This is a genomic window from Bradyrhizobium sp. CCBAU 53351, from assembly GCF_015291745.1.
In the GTDB taxonomy this organism is placed as follows: domain Bacteria; phylum Pseudomonadota; class Alphaproteobacteria; order Rhizobiales; family Xanthobacteraceae; genus Bradyrhizobium.
Map to the genome: position 1 here is coordinate 6478909 of NZ_CP030059.1, position 16588 is coordinate 6495496.

Annotated in this window: 13 protein-coding genes; 3 read left to right on the plus strand and 10 right to left on the minus strand. The window is 65.6% G+C overall.

What is annotated here, in order from left to right:
- Positions 1-3: 3 nt before the first annotated feature.
- The 3 genes from XH83_RS30810 to XH83_RS30820 all read right to left on the minus strand — a co-directional run bounded on the left by XH83_RS30810 (position 4) and on the right by XH83_RS30820 (position 2380).
- The gene (locus tag XH83_RS30810) at positions 4-543 is read right to left on the minus strand and encodes an SRPBCC family protein (protein ID WP_194404357.1); all 540 of its coding nucleotides are present in this window, start codon (positions 541-543) and stop codon (positions 4-6) included.
- Positions 544-728: 185 nt separating this feature from the next.
- Entirely contained in the window at positions 729-2015 is a 1287-nt protein-coding gene (locus XH83_RS30815) for an RNA polymerase sigma factor (protein ID WP_194404358.1), read from the minus strand.
- Complete coding sequence (locus tag XH83_RS30820; RefSeq protein WP_194404359.1) at positions 2012-2380, minus strand: YciI family protein; 369 nt, start codon at positions 2378-2380, stop codon at positions 2012-2014. Before XH83_RS30820 ends, XH83_RS30815 begins: the two co-directional genes overlap by 4 nt.
- A 141-nt stretch (positions 2381-2521) precedes the next feature.
- Here XH83_RS30820 and XH83_RS30825 point away from each other — a divergent pair, with 141 nt between their 5' ends.
- Complete coding sequence (locus XH83_RS30825) at positions 2522-3487, plus strand: glyoxylate/hydroxypyruvate reductase A (protein ID WP_194404360.1); 966 nt, start codon at positions 2522-2524, stop codon at positions 3485-3487.
- Between the two features lie 167 nt (positions 3488-3654).
- Positions 3655-5622, plus strand: a complete 1968-nt coding sequence (locus XH83_RS30830) for a methyl-accepting chemotaxis protein (RefSeq protein WP_194404361.1) — start codon at positions 3655-3657, stop codon at positions 5620-5622.
- 174 nt (positions 5623-5796) lie between these two features.
- Here the strand turns inward: XH83_RS30830 and XH83_RS30835 are convergent, their stop codons facing one another.
- Positions 5797-6441, minus strand: coding sequence for a TetR/AcrR family transcriptional regulator (locus tag XH83_RS30835; RefSeq protein ID WP_194404362.1), 645 nt, complete (start codon positions 6439-6441; stop codon positions 5797-5799).
- 103 nt (positions 6442-6544) lie between these two features.
- Between XH83_RS30835 and XH83_RS30840 the strand changes: the two genes are divergently transcribed.
- Positions 6545-7189, plus strand: coding sequence for a glutathione binding-like protein (locus tag XH83_RS30840; RefSeq protein ID WP_194404363.1), 645 nt, complete (start codon positions 6545-6547; stop codon positions 7187-7189).
- A gap of 69 nt (positions 7190-7258) precedes the next feature.
- Here the strand turns inward: XH83_RS30840 and XH83_RS30845 are convergent, their stop codons facing one another.
- The 6 genes from XH83_RS30845 to XH83_RS30870 all read right to left on the minus strand — a co-directional run bounded on the left by XH83_RS30845 (position 7259) and on the right by XH83_RS30870 (position 16540).
- Positions 7259-9409, minus strand: a complete 2151-nt coding sequence (locus tag XH83_RS30845) for a methyl-accepting chemotaxis protein (RefSeq protein WP_194404364.1) — start codon at positions 9407-9409, stop codon at positions 7259-7261.
- Positions 9410-9815: 406 nt separating this feature from the next.
- Positions 9816-11120, minus strand: coding sequence for a TRAP transporter large permease (locus tag XH83_RS30850; protein ID WP_194404365.1), 1305 nt, complete (start codon positions 11118-11120; stop codon positions 9816-9818).
- A 31-nt stretch (positions 11121-11151) separates the two neighbouring features.
- Complete coding sequence (locus XH83_RS30855; RefSeq protein WP_194404366.1) at positions 11152-11745, minus strand: TRAP transporter small permease subunit; 594 nt, start codon at positions 11743-11745, stop codon at positions 11152-11154.
- A gap of 10 nt (positions 11746-11755) precedes the next feature.
- Positions 11756-12757, minus strand: coding sequence for a TRAP transporter substrate-binding protein (locus XH83_RS30860; RefSeq protein WP_194404367.1), 1002 nt, complete (start codon positions 12755-12757; stop codon positions 11756-11758).
- A gap of 37 nt (positions 12758-12794) precedes the next feature.
- The gene (locus XH83_RS30865) at positions 12795-14453 is read right to left on the minus strand and encodes a hydantoinase B/oxoprolinase family protein (RefSeq protein ID WP_194404368.1); all 1659 of its coding nucleotides are present in this window, start codon (positions 14451-14453) and stop codon (positions 12795-12797) included.
- Between the two features lie 2 nt (positions 14454-14455).
- Positions 14456-16540 carry a hydantoinase/oxoprolinase family protein gene (locus XH83_RS30870; protein ID WP_194404369.1) on the minus strand — a complete coding sequence of 695 codons (2085 nt, stop codon included), beginning with the start codon at positions 16538-16540 and terminating at the stop codon, positions 14456-14458.
- Between the last annotated feature and the right edge of the window lie 48 nt (positions 16541-16588).

The following is a 16588-nucleotide window of genomic DNA, read 5'->3' on the forward strand; positions in this document are numbered from 1 at the left end:
GGTTTATTGTTTCTCGGCCAGCTTCTTGAGACTGACGAGACCGGCCTCGAAATCCTGGCCGATCATGCTGTCCATGTTGATGAACACCTGCATGATCTTGGACATGAACGGAGCCGGACCGTACATCGCCCATGTGACCAGAGTGGCATCGCCTTGCGGCACAAAGGTGAACTCGGCGGTGTTGTGACCTTCGAAAGGCCGTTCGAAATCGAGCTTGATGCGAAGCTTGGACGGCCCGTTCGCCTCGAGGATCTCCATACGGCCGGCGCCGACATTGTTGTTGCCGTCCCAGGCATAGGTCGCGCCCTTGCCCTCCTTGGATCCACCGAAGCTGCGCTTCATGGCGGGATCGCGGTTCTCATAGGGGGACCAATCGGTCCAGCGGTGGAAATCGGCAACCTGCGGGTAGATCGCACCCGCCGGCGCCTTCACCGCGAGGCTGCGCTCGACCCGGAAGGTGTCGGGTTTCGTCAATGCGAAGACGAGGACGCCCGCGATTCCGACCGCGAGCACGATGGCGATGATGGCAATGGCTTTCAGCATGGATGGCTCCGTGGATACGGGCAAAGGACGAAACGGGATGGCTGGAGCCGACAATTGATGCAATGTTTTTTGATCGTCATTCCGGCACGGTCCGAAGGACCGGACTCCGGTGCGCAATTACGCCCCTGAGAATCTCGAGATTCCGGGTTCGATGCTTCGCATCGCCCTGGAATGACGAGGCGCCCCTATTTCGCCTTCACAGTTTCCTTTGCCTTCGGCTGGCTGTCCCGGATCAGGCGATCGAGATGCATGCGGATATGGGCGGCTTCCGCGGATGTGTTGGCGAGGGCAATGGCGCGGTCGAAGGCGATGCGGGCTTCGTCGTTGCGGCCGAGCTGCATCAGGAAGGCGCCGCGGACGCCGTAGAAATGGAAGTAATTGGCGAGCTTGGGGGCCAGCGGTTCGATCAAATCGAGCGCGGCTTGCGGCCCTCGCACCTTGGAGACCGCGACTGCGCGGTTGAGCGTCACCACCGGCGAGGGCTGCACGACCTCGAGCGCGCCGTACAGCAGGTCGATCTGCGCCCAGTCGGTCTCGTCCGGTGCGGACGCGCGGGCATGCAGCGCGGCGATCGCAGCCTGGATCTGGTACGGCCCGCTGCGGCGATGGCGCATCGCCTTGTCGATCAAGGCAAGCCCCTCCGCGATCATGGTCCCGTTCCACAGTGAACGGTCCTGATCGTCCAGCAGGATCAGCGAGCCGTCCGCGGCAAAGCGCGCGGCGCTGCGTGCATGCTGCAACAAGATGAGCGCGGTGAGCCCCATGATCTCCGGCTCGCTCGGAAACAGCCGCAGCAGCAGCCGTGCCAGCCGGATCGCCTCCTCGCAGAGCGGTTTGCGGATCTCCGCGGTGTCGCCGCTCGCCGAATAGCCCTCGTTGAAGATCAGATAGATCATCGCCGCGACACCGGCGAGCCGCTCGGAGCGCTCGACCGCGCCGGGCGCTTCGAACGGCGTCCCCGCCTCGGCGACCTTCGCCTTGGCACGGGTGATACGCTGCTCCATCGCCGCGTCCGAGACCAGGAAGGCGCGCGCGATCTGCTTCACGGTCAGGCCCGAGACGATGCGCAACGCCAGCGCGATCTGCTGCGTCGCCGGCAATTGCGGATGGCAGCAGATGAACATCAGCCGCAAGATGTCGTCGCGGTAGTGCGAGCCGTCGAGCCGCTCCGCGAGCGCACCCTCGGCGTCGTCGAGATCGGAGATCGCCTGGTCGTCCTCAGGGAGCGGCTGCTGCCTGCGCGTGCGCCGCACCTCGTCGATGGCGACGTTGCGGCCGACCATGATCAGCCAGGCGGCAGGATCGCGCGGCGGCCCATTCTGCGGCCAGGTCTTCAACGCGCGCAGGCACGCGTTCTGGAAGGCCTCCTCGGCCGTGTCGAGGTCGCGGAAATAGCGCAGCAGCGCGCCGACCGCCTGGGGGCGCGCCGAGGTCAGCGCAGTCTCGATCCAGGCGGTGTCGGCTTCGCTCACGTCGAAAGTCCTCCCGGCCTGAACACGCCGACGGGACGCACCTCGTAGGCGCCGCCCGGATTGACGGCGCCGAGATCGCGGGCGACGTCGAGGGCCTCGTCGAGATTCTTGCAGTCGACGATGTAGAAGCCGAGCAGCTGCTCCTTGGTCTCGGCATAGGGACCGTCGAGCACCAGCGGCGGGTCTTCCTTGCGCAAGGTCGCCGCCGCCGTGGTCGGCAACAGCCGCGCCACCGGGCCGAGCCGGCCTTGTTGGGTGAGCTTCTCCTGCACCACGGCGAGCTTCTTCATCACGGCCTCGTCCTGCTCCTTGCTCCAGGAGCCGACGAAGTCCTCATCGTGATAGCAAAGGATGGCATAAAGCATAGGCGACACTTTCCTCGTCTGTTCTAAAGACGCGCCAATATGCCCCGCTCCGACAGGACTGCGGAAAAAATTTGCAGGAAAAATCAGGCAGATCGTGCCAAGGAGGGCCTTCTCCAGCGGAACTTTGACGAGGCACTTCGCATGACCATGGGCACCCTGGCCGTCCTGATCAACAGCACGCAGCAGAACTGGTCGCCGGAGCGCTGGAAGGCCCGGTTCGACGCCGTCTGCGGCGACCGTCGCGTGGTGCTGCTGCCGGATGGCGGGCTCAACCCGGCCGAGGTGCACTATGCCGCGGTGTGGAAGCCGGTGCCGGGCGCTCTCGGCGCGTTTCCCAATCTGCGGGCCATCTTCAATCTGGGCGCCGGCGTCGATGCGCTGATGGCGGACAAGAGCCTGCCTGACGTGCCGCTGGTCCGCGTCGCCGTGCCAGATCTCACCAACCGCATGACCGAATATGTCGTGCTGCACGTGCTGATGCACCACCGCCAGGAGCCCTATTTGCGGGCTTCGCAGCGCGCGAGGCGCTGGGAGCCGAAATATCAGTGGCCGGCCAGCGCGGTCACGGTCGGGATCATGGGCCTCGGCACGCTCGGCGCCGATGCCGCCGACGTGCTACGCCGGCTCGGCTTCCGTGTCGCCGGCTGGAGCCGCAGCCCCCGCACCATCGCGGGCGTCGAATGCTTCCATGGTACTGCAGGCATGGACGCGTTCCTGCGCAAGACCGACATCCTGGTCTGCCTTCTGCCGCTGACGCCTGATACGCACGGCATCCTCAACCGCGACGTTTTCGCAAAGCTCAACCGCAACAGCCCGCTCGGCGCACCCGTGCTGATCAATGCCGGCCGCGGCGGCCTGCAGAACGAGGCCGATATCCTGGCCTGCCTCGACGACGGCACGCTGGGCGCCGCCTCGCTCGACGTCTTCGTGCAGGAGCCGCAGCCGCCGGACAGCCGGTTCTGGACCCACCCAAAGGTGGTGCTGACACCGCACAACGCAGCCGACACCGATGCGGACGCGATCTCGGCCTATGTCGCCGAGCAGATCGCGCGGTTCGAGGCTGGCGGCGCGTTGGACAACGTGGTGGACCGGACGCGGGGGTATTAGGCTTTAGCTGGCCGGAAGAGGCACGCGCGCCTCATGCCAGGTGGGTCAGACAGCCCTGCCCCGACGATCTCCCCCACAACCACTGCGCTCCGCCGGTATCCCGTTCACCCTCTCTTAGCGAGAACTTGATATGCGTTCTTAACCAACGGTCAACGAACGAGTCGAATATGCGCGCGAGCCTCGGCCTCAGGATGCGGATCACGGTTGCCCTCGCGGTGACGGCGGCGGCGACGGCCCTGTTTGCCGTGCTCGGGGCGATGTGGATCATCGCCGGGATCATCGACCGCGCCGATCAGCGCGAGCTGCGCAGCCATTATGATGCCCTGCTGTCGCGGATCGCGGAGGAGTCGCACCGCGCGGCCGCCATGAGCACGGTCGTAGCCGCGATGCCGGCGACGCAGGATGCAATGGCCAAACAGGACCGCAACGCCCTGACCGCCCTGTTCGGGCCGGTCTTTGCCGCGACCAAATCGGAATACGGTGTCGAGCAGTTCCAGTTCCATACGGCGCCGGCGACCTCTTTCCTGCGCGTGCACCAGCCCGCGAAATTCGGCGACGACCTCTCCGGCTTCCGCAAGACCGTTCTGGTCGCCAACCAGGAGCACAAGGTCGTCGTCGGCCTCGAAGGCGGCGTCGCCGGGCTCGGCATCCGGGGCGTGGTGCCGATCGCGCAAGGGAGCAAGCAACTCGGCACCGTCGAATTCGGCCTGACCTTCGGCCAGTCCTTCCTCGACGATTTCAAGGCGAACCGCCACGTCGACATCGCCTTCCATCTGGCCGACGGCTCGGCCTTCAAGCTGTTCGGCGGCACGCTGAAGGGCAAGAGCTTCTTCGACGCGGCTGATTACGGCCGCGCCACCGCCGGCGACTTCACCGTGAGGCAGGCCAAGCTCGACAACATTCCGGTCGCCGCGCTGCTCGGACCGGTCAAGGATTTCTCCGGAAAGCCGCTCGGCGCCGTCGAGCTGGTGATGGACAATGCCGATTACGTAGCCTCGGCCGACCGCGCCTGGCTGCTTGCCTTCGGCATCGCCGCGCTCGGCCTCGTGCTAGCCGCGATCGTCGGCTATCTCATTGCCCGCAGCATCTCGCGTCCGATCCTCGCCATCACGTCCGTCATGCGCGAGCTTGCGGACGGGCGCATCGACGTCGCCGTTCCCGCCAGCAAGGCGAATGACGAGGTCGGTGCGATGGTGAAGGCGGTCACGGTGTTCCGCGACAATGCCGTGAGATTCAACGAGCTCCAGGCCGAGCAGCTGGAAGCCAAGGCGAAGTCGGAGGCGGAGAAGCGGCGCGCCTTCGCCGCGCTTGCCGACAATTTCGAGGCCAGCATCCGCGACGTCGTCACCACGGTGTCCTCGGCCGCGGTCGAGATGGAGCATACGGCCCGCTCGATGTCGGCCATCGTCGAGCAGTCCAGGCAGCAGACGCGCGCGGTGTCGTCGGCCTCGACACTGGCCTCGGAGAACGTGCAGACCGTCGCCGCAGCGGCGGAGGAACTGTCCTCGTCGATGACCGAGATCAGCCGCCGCCTCGCCCACGCGACCGAGGTGGTCGGCAAGGCCGCCAACGACGGACGGCAGTCGAATGCACGCGTGCAGAGCCTGGCGGAAGCCGCACAGAAGATCGGCGACGTCGTCTCCTTCATCAACGGCATCGCCGGCCAGACCAACCTGCTCGCGCTGAACGCGACCATCGAAGCGGCGCGTGCGGGCGAAGCCGGCCGCGGCTTTGCCGTGGTCGCTTCCGAGGTCAAGGCGCTGGCAACGCAGACGGCGAAGGCGACCGAGGAGATCGGCGCACAGGTCACGGCCGTGCAGGGCGAGACGTCAGGCGCGGTCGACGGCATCCAGTCGATCTGCGCGACGATCCAGCAGGTCGACGAAATCTCCGCCGCGATTGCGGCTGCCGTCGGCCAGCAGGGCACGGCGACACAGGAGATCGCACAGAACGTCCAACAGGCCGCCGCCCGCACCGGCGAGGTCTCGCAAAACATCGCGGGCGTCACCGACGGCATCGCCGCCACCGGCACGGCGGCGGAGGAAGTGCTGGGTTCGGCGGTCGAGCTGTCGAAACAGTCGCAACGGCTGCGCGACGAGGTGGATCGCTTCCTCGGGCAGATCCGCGCGGCGTAGGGGACGAAACCAACGCGGCGACTTCAGTGTCGTCCCCGCGAACGCGGGGACCCATAACCACAGGGAGAAGTTGCGGCGCAAGGTGGCGACTCCGAGTCCTCGCACAATGAATTGCTGCGGCGTATGGGTCCCGGATCTGCGCTCCGCTTCGCTGCGCTTGTCCGGGACGACAGCCTACTCCTTGGCTCCCACCATCACATCGATGGCGCCCTTGACGATTGCTTCCAGCTCGTTGCGGGGAACGCGGGCACGCGAGCGGATGGCGATGGTGTGGACGGTGGCCGACGCGATCTGAGCCAGCACGAGCGGATCGGCGCTCTCCGGCAACTCGCCCTTCTCCTTGGCGCGGCGGAAGCAGCTCGCAAAGGCCTTGTCGAGTTCGGTGAGCCCGTCGAGCACCATGGCGCGGATCTCGGGATCACCAACGGCTTCCGACGCCGCGGTCACCACCGTGAAGCAGCCGCGCGGACCGGTCTCGCCGGACAGATAGATGCTCAGCGCGGAGGCGAAGATGCGCTCCAGCCGCTGGCGCACCGGCATCTCCTCGCGAAAGATCGCAGCCATGGAGGCCCGCGCTTCCTCGCGGTAGCGCTGATAGCTCTTGATGTAGAGCTCCCGCTTGTCACCGAAGGCGCCATAGAGGCTCGGGCGGTTCATGCCGGTGGCCTGGCTGAGGTCGTCGAGCGAGGTCGCGGCAAAGCCCTGCCTGCGGAACAGGTCGAGCGCCTTGCCGAGCGCGACCTCCGGCTCGTAAGCGCGCGGCCGACCGCGGCGCTTGGGCTCATTGGCAGCAGTTGGCGGCTTCGATTTTTGTACCATTTCGCAAAATAATCCTTGACCAGATTTATATTATGCAAGACAGTACAAAAATCAATCTGGCCAGGTTGAGCGAAACCTCAAGAATTGCCCGAGGAGGCTACAGATGGATCTCTATTTCTCGCCGCTCGCCTGTTCCATGGCGACCCGCGTCGCGCTGTATGAAGCCGGCGCCGGGGCGAATTATCTCGAAGTCGACCCGGCGACCAAGAAAGTGCTGAGCGACGGCTCCGACTTCCGCACCGTCAACCCGATTGGCCTGGTGCCGACGCTGCGCACCGACGAGGGCGTGGTCCTGACGGAGAATGCGGCGATCCTGCAATACGTCGCCGACCGCTTCCCGCAATCCGGGATCGGCGCCGCAGAGGGCATCGACCGCACGCGCCTGCACCAATGGCTGTGCTTCATCGGCACCGAGTTGCACAAGGGTCTGTTCATTCCCGTGCTCGATCGCAAGGCGCCGCAGGAAACCAAGGCCTATGCGCTGGAGAAGAACCTGTCGCGGCTCGACTATCTCGACAACTACCTGAAGGGGCGCGACTTCCTGCTCGACCATTTCAGCGTGGCGGACGCCTATCTCGTCACCGTCATCAACTGGACCATGGCGACGCCGCCGATCGAGCTTGCGAAATGGCCGAACGTGAAGGCCTATTACGAACGTCTGCGCCAGCGGCCCTCGGTCGCGAAAGCGATTGCGGAAGAGTTCGAGCTGTACAAGGCCGAGCTCGCGCGCAAGAAGGCGGCGGCATAGGCTGGACTGAACGCTGCGCCGTCAAGTCGTTGTTCCCCCGAGGGGACAACGACTTGCTGTCGAATTCGCCTAGGCCGCTCTGACACCATCAAGGAAGCGACCGACCTCCGTCCGCAACCGCTCGCTGTCGCTTGAAAGCGCTTGCGCCGCATTGAGAACCTGCGACGAGGCCGAGCCGGTTTCGGTCGCGCCACGCTGGACGTCCGTGATGTTCGACGAGACCTCGTGGGTGCCTTGAGCGGCCTGCTGCACGTTGCGTGCGATCTCCTGGGTCGCCGCGCCCTGCTCCTCGACAGCCGCCGCAATGGTCGACGAGATCTCCGACAAGGACTTGATCGTGCTTCCGATCATCTTGATGGCGTTGACCGAGTCCTGGGTCGCGCCCTGAATGCCGGAAATCTGCTGGGAAATCTCGCCGGTGGCCTTGGCGGTCTGCTCGGCCAGGGCCTTCACTTCGGAGGCGACGACGGCAAAGCCGCGGCCGGCTTCGCCGGCCCGCGCAGCCTCGATCGTTGCGTTCAATGCGAGCAGATTGGTCTGACCCGCGATCGTGGTGATGAGCTCGACCACGTCGCCGATCCGCGCCGCAGCCTTGGACAGCTCACCGACCTTCTGATCGGTGATGCGCGCCTGCTCGACCGCCTCATTGGCCATTCGCGCGGATTCCTGGACCTGCCGGCCGATCTCGTTGACGGAGGATGACAACTCCTCCGTCGCGCTCGCGACGGACTGCACGTTGGTCGAGGCTTCTTCGGAAGCCGCCGCGACCATCGTCGCGAGCTTCTCTCCGCGCTCCGCGGTCGAGGTCAGCGTGTTCGCCGAGGCCTCCAGCTCCGTCGAGGCCGACGAGACGGTTTCGATGATCTCGCCCACCGCGCTCTCGAAACTGCCGGCGAGCTTGATCATCTCCAGCTTGCGCTGGGTCGCTGACCTCTTCTCGGTCGCCTTCAGCTCGTCGCGGTCGAATCGAACGATAGCCTGCAGCGTCTGCAGGTTTCGCAAGGCAACGCCGAGCTCGTCGTCTCGTTCGACGACGATGCGGTTGTCGAGCTTGCCCTGGTTGATGCTGAGCATCGCATCGTTCAGGCGCTGAAGCGGGCGGACGATGGCACGGATGGTTTGCCGGCTCACGAGCCCGCCGATGGCGATGCTCGTCACCAGGAGGGCAAGCGCCGCGCCGACCAGCCAGCCATATTCGTGTTCGGCCGCGTCGTATTCGGCCTTGGCCTCCTTGACCTGGATCGCCACGAGCTTGTCGAGATCGGCTTTCGCCGCCTCGTACAGCTCGCGCGCCTGCCCGGCCAGCACGGCGGCGAGCTCGTCGTACTTTCGCTCGGCAGCGAGCGACAGCGCCGGCTTCAGCCCTTGCTCGACATATTTCACGCGCTTGGGCGTGAAGCTGTCGGCAACACCTTTTTCTTCCGGCGTCAGGTAGGTCGCCATGTAGTCGGCCCAGGCCTTCCCGACTTTCTCCAAATTGGCGTTCACCTTGGCAGTGATTCCTTCGACCGGCTTTCCGGCGCGTCCATTGGCGGCCGCCTCGAATAGCAGCACCGTGTTGTCTCTCATCCGGTCATTGATTTCGAAGAGCTGTGCCAGCGGCACCGCACGATCCTCGTAAATCGATTGCAGCCGCGAATTGCTTTGGCGCGTCCCCTGCAAGCCCATGACGCCGATCACGAGCAGGAACAGCGAGAGGATGGCGACGAGCGTCACCAGGCGCGCATTCAGCGTGCCCGTGAAGATGGCCAACCGATCGCTGAACGAACGTCTGCGGAGCATGCCGGCGTCCAACCTATAGTCGTGCGGCTTGTTCTCCCGGATCTTCGCATACACCTGCTCGGCTTCGGCGCGCTGGTCGGCGGGCAGCTTGGTGCGGATGGAGCTGTATCCGACGATCTGTCCGTTCTCTCGAATGGGAGAGGCCGTCGCCAGCACCCAATAGAAGTCGCCGTTCTTGCGCCGGTTCTTGACGGCGCCCGACCAGGGCTTTCCCTCTTGGAGCGTCGCCCACAAATTTTCGAAGGCCGCTGGCGGCATATCCGGATGGCGGATGATGTTGTGAGGCTGCCCCATCAACTCCGCCTCGGTGAACCCGGAGGCCTCGACGAACTGATCGTTGAAGTAGGTCAGTTTCCCTTTCGTATCGGTGCGCGAGACGATGAGGGCTTTGTCGGTAATGGGATATTCGGTGGTCGTGACCGGAAGATTGGTCCGCATGGGAGCCTCCAACGTGGCATTCGCAAAAATCGAACCTGTGAACTTCAGGTAAGCGCCGAAAGGATTTAATTTGCCTAAAGACCGAGCAGCGAGCCGATCAATGAAATCATTTTGTCGCACGGTTTTCGGCAAAAACGCATCTCATGCGGGAGACCGTAGAACCACGGCAACCGCAGGATGGTCGAGATGATCCTGCAGTGTCACATGCATTCGCGATCGCGCGTTGCAACTCTGATCGCATGAACATTGCAGCCGCTTCTCGTTCGCAGCTAGCCACACGGCACGCGCGGTAAAATCGTGACGATGCCGTGCCGCGGCGTCAGCAACAAGACGAAGCGTAGCTACGGCGCGTCACTCGTGTCCCGGACGCACTGCAGCGTTCTTACGCTGCTGCTCCAGGAGCGAATTACCCGTACAGCACCCGCGGCAGGATCGTGACGATGCCCGGCCACAGCGTCAGCAGCAGCACGAAGCCGACCATGATCATCAGATACGGCATCGTGACGCGCGCGATGTAGCCGAGGCCGTCGTCCGTCAGGCCCTGGATCACGAACAGGTTGAAGCCGACCGGCGGGGTGATCTGCGCCATCTCGACCGCGAGCACCAGGAAGACGCCGAACCAGACCTCGTCGAAGCCCGCGCCCTTCACGATCGGCAGCACGATCGGCAGCGTCATCACGATCATCGAGAAGCCGTCGAGGAAGCAGCCGAGGACGAGGTAGAAGATGACCAGCACGACGATCAGCATGAAGGGCGACAGGCCGAGCCCCTTGACGAAGGCGGCGACCGCCTGGGGAATGCCGAGGAAGGCCGCGGCATTGCCGAGGATCGAGGCCCCGAGCACGATCAGCGCGATCATCGAGCAGGTGACGACCGAGCCGATCAAGACGTCGCGCATCACCTGCTGCGACATCGCGCCCTGCGCCCAGGCGACCAGCGCCGCGCCGAGCACGCCGACGGCGGCGGCTTCCGACGGAGTGGCGAGCCCGCCATACATCGAGCCGAGCACGCAGGCGATCAGGAACAGCGCGGGCGCGAGATCCTTCAGCGCGGCGAAGCGCTCGCCCCACGGCACCTGCGAGAGTTTTGCCTCGGTCTCCGGCACCATCGCGGGCTTGAGGCTGGTGTGCAGCATCACCCAGGCCATGAAGCTGGCGGCGAGCAGGAACCCAGGCAGCACGCCGGCCGTGAACAGCTTGAGAATCGAGACGTCGCCGAGCACGCCGTAGATGATCATGATGTTGGACGGCGGAATCAGGAAGCCCAGCGTGCCGGCGCCGGCGAGCGAGCCGATCGCGATGTCGCGGGAATAGCCACGGCGCAACAGCTCGTTGAGCGACATGCGGCCGATCACCTGCGTGGTCGCGGCCGACGAGCCCGAGATCGCCGCGAAGATGGTGCAGCCGATCACGTTGACATGCAGGAGACGGCCCGGCAGCAGCCCGGCCCAGGGCGCCAGCCCCTGGAACAGCGAGCGCGACAGGCGCGTGCGGAACAAGAGCTCGCCCATCAGGATGAAGAGCGGCAGCGCCAGCAGTTCCTGCGTGGTCAGGATGTTCCAGGCGTATTGCGGCAACAGCTTGTCGAGCGGGATCGACCGGAACATCGCGAGCAGCAGCGTCGCGGTGAGCGCAAGCGTCAGGCCGATCCACACGCCGCAGGCCAGCAGCGCAAACAGGATCGCGAACAGGGCAACGACTTCGATGGTCATGCGATCCTAAATCCGGGCGCGGGCAAGGCGGTCATTCGACGGGCGAGGCCTTCATGCGGTGATCTTCCAGCGGCAGGCCGAGCACGGCCTGGATCGCGCGCGCCAGGAACTGCAGCGTGAGCAGCAGCATGCCGAAGGTGACGACGGCTTCCGGAAACCACAGCGGCGTATCGCTCGAGGTCGAGACCTGGCCGCGCGTGTACGCGGCAAAGGCGAACTTCGCCATCGACGATGTCAGGAAGGCCATGAAGGCGAAACCGGCCGCGGCCGAGAGGATCTCGAGCGCGCGCTGCACCGCCACTGGGGCGTTCTTCAGGAGCAGCACGACGCGGATGTGGCCGCCGACCCGCAAGGTCATGGCGGCGCCGAAGGTGAATGACGCCGCCATCAGATAGGAGGAATACTCCCAGGCGATCGAGATGCTCGGCGGAAAGAACGGCAGGAAGTTCGACAGGAACCGCGTCGCGACCTCGCACAGCATCAGCAGCGTCAGCATCAACAGGCAGCCGCCGCCGATCCAGCCGTCGAGCCGGCCGAGACGATCGATGCCGTCGAGCAGGATGCGCAACGGCGCGGGCGCCGCTGCGTTGAGGCTCTGTGGTGCTTCGGGCGAAACGCTCACCACGACGCGGCCCTCAGCCGCGCTTCATGTCGGCGAGATAGGCCCGCACCGGCTTGTCGGCCGCCGGCACGCGCTTGAGGAAGGCGTCCAGCTGCGGCGCGGTCTTGGCGCGGATGTCCTTCATCATCGCGTCAGAGACCGGCACCACCTCCATGCCGCCTTCCTTGAGGCGGTTGAGGCTGTCGACGTCGGCCTTGAGCGAGTTCGCCCAGAAGCCCGGCTCCATCTTTGCCGCGATGTCCGTCACGAGCTTCTGCTGGTCCGCGGTAAGCGCCTTCCAGGAATCGAGATTGACGGTGAGCATCTGCGACGACCAGACGTGGTTGGTCGGGTACACATATTTCAGGAATTCCCAGAACTTGCCGTCGACACCTGATACCGACGAAGTGGAGACGCCCGATACGGCGCCCGAGGCGAGCGCGGGGATCGTCTCGCCCCAGGGGATCATCACCGCCGCCATGCCGATCGCATTCAGCATGTCCACCGCATTCTTGTCGGGCACGCGGATCTTGATGTTCTTCAGGCCCTCGACGTCGGCGACCTTGGCCTTGAGGTGCAGATACTGCGTCGGCCACGGCACGATGTAGAGGATCTTCTGGTTGTTGCGCGCGGCAATCTTCTCGTATTCGGGCCGCACGTATTTGTGCAGCACCTTCAGCTCGTCCACGGAGCCGCAGAGGAACGGAATGCTCTCGACGCCCATGAAGGGCTCGTCGCCGACCTGCTGGATGTTGAGGACGTCGGCGAGCGGCACCAGGCCGTCGCGCACGGCGCGCAGATGCTCGGGCCCCTTGAAGCCGAGTTGGCCGCCGGCCTTCACGGTGATGGCGACCGCGCCGCCCGTCTGCTTCTTCACCTCCTCCGCGAAGGCCATCGCGTTCTGGGTGTGGAAATTGCCGTCGGGCCAGACCGTCGACATGTCCCAGCTCGTCGTCGCTGCCCGGGCGCGGGTCGAGATGTGGCCGGCGGCGAGCAGCGTCGCTGCGCCCGCGGTGAAATTCCGTCGCGTGATCATCGAGCTCCTCCGTTTGTTACCACGTGCACTGACACCGTCAGCGCGCATATCCATAAACTGCAACAGCATTGTCCGCGGACACGAGCCCGCTTTCGATATCGTTCTGGACCGCCGCGCGATCGCGCTCGGTCGGCGCGCCGATGCCGGCACCGCCGGGCGTCAGCACCACGAGGCGGTCGTCCGGCGGCACCTGCTGAAAGCCCTTGCCGCGCAGCTTCTTGCCGGACTTGAGACCGACATAGCCGGCTTCGCCGTTCTTGCCGCCATCGCGTCCGCGCGGCGGATGATCGATGCGGTCGAAGGCCGCGAGGATGTCGAACGGCGCATCGACCCCGCTGCCGACCTCGATGATCTGGCCGAGACCGCCGCGGGTGCGCCCTGCCCCGCCGGAATCCGGACGCAGCTCCTTGCGCCAGAAGATCAACGGCGTCTGCGTCTCCGCGATCTCGACCGGCGTGCCGCGCACGCCGCTTGGATAGGCGGTGGCTGACAGGCCGTCCTTGCCGAAGCGCGCGCCGGTGCCGCCATTGGACGTCACCGCCATCGAGAACCCGTAATTGCCGCCGACGCCGGAACGGGTCTGGCCGCGGACGTTGAGATTCCACAGGCAGGAGGTGCCCTCCGCCGGCACGCGCTCGGGGATGATCTGACGCAGGCAGCCGAACACCACGTCGGGCAGCATCTGGCCGATGATGTGGCGGGAGGCCACGGGCGCCGGCTTCGGCGCATTGAGGATCGCGCCCGCCGGCGCCGAGACCGTCAGCGGCGAGAGCGAGCCGGCATTGTTCGGGATTTGCGAGGCGACGACGCAGCCGAGGCCGAACACGGTGTAGGCGGTGGTGTAGGACAGCGGCACGTTGATGCCGAATTTCGAGGCGGCGGACGTGCCGTCGAAATCGACGTGGATGCCGTCGTCCGAGATCGTCAGCGTCGCCGCCAGCGTCACCGGCGCATCATAGCCGTCGACGACCATCGTGTTGCGCCAGCTGCCCTTCGGCAGCTTTGCGATCTCCGCCAGCACGGCCTCGCGCGAGCGATCGCAGATGTAGTCGCCGAGCTCGTCCAGCGTGTCGATGCCGAACTCGGTCATCATCTCGACCAGGCGCTCGCAGCCGACGTCGTTGCAGCCGGCGAGCGAATAGGTGTCGCCCTCGGTGTCGATCGGCAGGCGCGTGTTGGTGCGGATCATCGCCATCAGCGTCTCGTTGACGATGCCCTGGTCGATCAGTTTCAGCATGGGGATGTAGAGCCCCTCCATGAACACGTCGGTGGCGTCAGGCCCGAAGCCGATGCCGCCGATGTCCATGAGATGGCTGGTGCAGGAGAATAGCGCGACGACCTTGCCGTCTTTGAAGCAGGGAGTGGTGACGACGAAATCGTTGAGATGGCCGGTGCCCATCCAGGGGTCGTTGGTGATGTAGGCATCACCCTCCTTCATCGTCTCCAGCGGAAAATGGTTGATGAAGTGCTTGACCGATTCCGCCATCGAGTTGACGTGACCGGGCGTGCCGGTCACCGCCTGCGCCAGCATGCGCCCCCTGAGGTCGAACACGCCGGCGGAGAGGTCGCCGCATTCGCGCACGATCGGGCTGAAGGCGGTGCGCAGCAGCACCTGCGCCTGCTCCTCGACCACGGCGATCAGCCGGTGCCACATGATTTGAAGGTCGATCAGGCTTGCGCCATTTGCCTTGCTCATGATCAGGCCGCCTTTCGTTCCATGACGATGCTGCCGGCACCGTCGATATGCGCGTCGAAACTGGTCGAGACAAAAGTAGATGTTTCGTCCTCCGCGATCACGGCGGGTCCCGCAATGGTCGCGCCCGGCACCATGTCCTCGCGGCGATAGAGCGGGATCTCGATGACCTCGCCGGCGCGGCCGTCGAAGAACTTCCGGCTGCCGGACGCCTTGGCCGCGGGCTTGCGCGCGACGGAAGCAACGGCCGGCGGATTGCGCGCCTCGGTGGTCGCCAGCACCGACCAACTCAAGACTTCGATCGCCGCGCCTGGAATGGCCCGCTCGAACATCGCGGAATAGTCCGCCTCGAACTTCTGGCGGAGGCCCGCGAGATCGGCTGCCGTCAGCCGCCGGTTCGGCAGCTCGACGGAGATCTCATGACCCTGGCCGACATAGCGCATGAAGGCGGCACGGCGCTCGCGCACCGGCGCACCGGCAGCGCCAGGCTCGACCAAAGCGCGCGCCTCGGTCACCATCTCCTGCAAGAGGTCGGAGACCCCCTCGGTGTCGAAATCGTCGAGCCGGACATGGCGGCTGCGCACCAGCTCATAGGCGATGGGAGCGGCCAGGAAGCCGACGGCCGAGCCGACGCCGGCATTCGACGGCACGATCACCCGGGAGACGCCGATCTTCTCGGCAACGCGCGCCGCATGCAGCGGCGCGGCGCCGCCGAACGCGATCAAGGTGTGCTGACCGACGATCTCGCCGCGCTCGACCGCGTGGACGCGCGCCGCACTCGCCATGTTCTCGCAGACGACTTCGTGCACGGCATAGGCCGCGGTTTCCGCGGACAGGCCGAGCGGCTCGCCGACGTCGCGCAGCAGCGCCTGCTTCGACAGCTCGGGGTCGAGCTTGATCGTGCCGGCGGCGAACGCATCGGGATCGATCATGCCCAGCGCAACGTCCGCATCGGTCACCGCCGGACGCTGGCCGCCGCGGCCGTAGCAGGCGGGGCCCGGCTCCGACGAGGCGCTCTCCGGGCCGACCGTGACGCGCTTCATGGCGTCGACATGCGCGATCGAGCCGCCGCCGGCGCCGATCTCGACCATTTCGATCACGGGAATGCGCACCGGCAGACCGGAGCCCTTGAGGAAGCGCGCGGCGCGATCGACCTCGAACACGCGCGAGGTCTCGGGCTGGTATTTCTCGATCAGGCAGATCTTTGCGGTGGTGCCGCCCATGTCGAAGGACAGCACCTTGCTCTCGCCAAGCCTTGCCGCGATCTGCGCCGCGAAGATCGCGCCGCCGGCGGGGCCGGATTCGACGAGACGTACCGGAAAACGCCGCGCCGTCTCGATCGAGGTGACGCCGCCGCCCGAAGTGACGAGGTAGATCGCGCCGCGGAACTGTTCGACCTGCAAGGCGTCGGCCATGCGGGCGAGATAACCGTCGATCAGCGGTTGCACATAGGCATTCGCGACCGCAGTCGATGTGCGTTCATACTCACGGATCTCGGGACAGACGGCGGAGGACACGGTCACGGAGATGCCGGGCATCTCATCGGCCAGGATCGCGGCGGCGCGGCGCTCGTGCTCGGGATTGGCGTAGGAGTGCAGGAAGGCGATCGCGACGCTCTCGACGCCCAGCTCGCGCAATCTTGGCGCGAGTGCGCGCACTGCCGCCTCGTCCAGCGGGAGGCGGACGGCGCCATGGGCATCGACGCGCTCGGGCACGGTGAAACGCAGGCTGCGCGGCGCCAGCGGCCTCGGCTTGTCGATGCCGAGATCGTACTGGTCGTAGCGGCTTTCGGTGCCGATATCGAGCACGTCGCGGAAGCCGTCGGTCGCGATCAGGGCCGTCCTGGCTCCGCGGCGCTCGATGATCGCGTTGGTCGCCAGCGTGGTGCCGTGAATGAAGACGTCGATGTCACTGATATGGGCGCGCGCGTCGGCAAGAATGAGACGCATGCCGTCCAACACCGCCTGCTCGGGCCGCTGCGGCGTCGTCAGCAGCTTGCGCGTCTTGCGCGCCTCGCCCACGTCCAGCACGATGTCGGTGAACGTGCCACCGATATCGACGGCAAGCCGCACCTCGGCTCCCTCAAGCATTCCAAATTCTCCGTGCTGATCGTCTAGACTGTGGCTGAAAGCGCAGCA

Coding starts and splice junctions, on each gene's coding strand:
- XH83_RS30850 (WP_194404365.1), bottom strand. CDS start 11,120: ATGACCATCGAAGTCGTTGCCCTGTTCGCGATCCTGTTTGCGCTGCTG.
- XH83_RS30860 (WP_194404367.1), bottom strand. CDS start 12,757: ATGATCACGCGACGGAATTTCACCGCGGGCGCAGCGACGCTGCTCGCC.
- XH83_RS30845 (WP_194404364.1), bottom strand. CDS start 9,409: ATGCGGACCAATCTTCCGGTCACGACCACCGAATATCCCATTACCGAC.
- XH83_RS30830 (WP_194404361.1), top strand. CDS start 3,655: ATGCGCGCGAGCCTCGGCCTCAGGATGCGGATCACGGTTGCCCTCGCG.
- XH83_RS30835 (WP_194404362.1), bottom strand. CDS start 6,441: ATGGTACAAAAATCGAAGCCGCCAACTGCTGCCAATGAGCCCAAGCGC.
- XH83_RS30870 (WP_194404369.1), bottom strand. CDS start 16,540: ATGCTTGAGGGAGCCGAGGTGCGGCTTGCCGTCGATATCGGTGGCACG.
- XH83_RS30810 (WP_194404357.1), bottom strand. CDS start 543: ATGCTGAAAGCCATTGCCATCATCGCCATCGTGCTCGCGGTCGGAATC.
- XH83_RS30820 (WP_194404359.1), bottom strand. CDS start 2,380: ATGCTTTATGCCATCCTTTGCTATCACGATGAGGACTTCGTCGGCTCC.
- XH83_RS30865 (WP_194404368.1), bottom strand. CDS start 14,453: ATGAGCAAGGCAAATGGCGCAAGCCTGATCGACCTTCAAATCATGTGG.
- XH83_RS30825 (WP_194404360.1), top strand. CDS start 2,522: ATGACCATGGGCACCCTGGCCGTCCTGATCAACAGCACGCAGCAGAAC.
- XH83_RS30840 (WP_194404363.1), top strand. CDS start 6,545: ATGGATCTCTATTTCTCGCCGCTCGCCTGTTCCATGGCGACCCGCGTC.